Genomic DNA, 424 nt, shown 5'->3' with positions numbered 1-424 from the left:
GTACCGTTCCAGGACACCGTACCGTCAAAATCTACGTCGATACTCACCACGACAGGTTCTACTGTCTGTGGCGGTGGCGTACCTGTCGGCAAATTCAGATTCACTGCGTGATTCTGGATAGGAATAGTAATGATCAACATAATGATCAATACCAGCATGACGTCAATCAGCGGCGTCATGTTCATTTCTATCATTACTTCCGGATCGGCTGATCCACCGCCGGAACCCATTTGCATACCCATAATGCTTCCTTTACTTAGTTCCGTGGTGGCGGTTCAATCACGAAGCCGACCTTGGCGATACCGGCACGTTGTGCCGTCAGGATACTTTTGCCAATAAACTCATAGCGGGTATTCTGATCTCCACGGATATGCAACTCCGGTTGCGGGATCTTGACTGCTTCTACCTTGAGCTTTTCAAACAG

The 424-nt window shown here is 48.8% G+C and carries 2 protein-coding genes; both read right to left on the bottom strand.

What is annotated here, in order from left to right:
• Positions 1 to 242, bottom strand: a 242-nt coding sequence (locus tag ACO0LI_RS30660) for a biopolymer transporter ExbD (RefSeq protein WP_423037710.1), incomplete at its 3' end; no start/stop codon positions are given.
• Between the two features lie 14 nt (positions 243 to 256).
• The coding region (locus ACO0LI_RS30655) for an ExbD/TolR family protein (RefSeq protein WP_423037712.1) at positions 257 to 424 on the bottom strand (168 nt) is incomplete at its 5' end.

Origin of the sequence: Undibacterium sp. Tian12W, assembly GCF_049339405.1 — a bacterium.
In the GTDB taxonomy this organism is placed as follows: Bacteria; Pseudomonadota; Gammaproteobacteria; order Burkholderiales; family Burkholderiaceae_D; genus Undibacterium.
The sequence above is the reverse complement of the archived record's forward strand: the minus strand, read 5'-3'. Positions and strand labels throughout refer to the sequence as shown.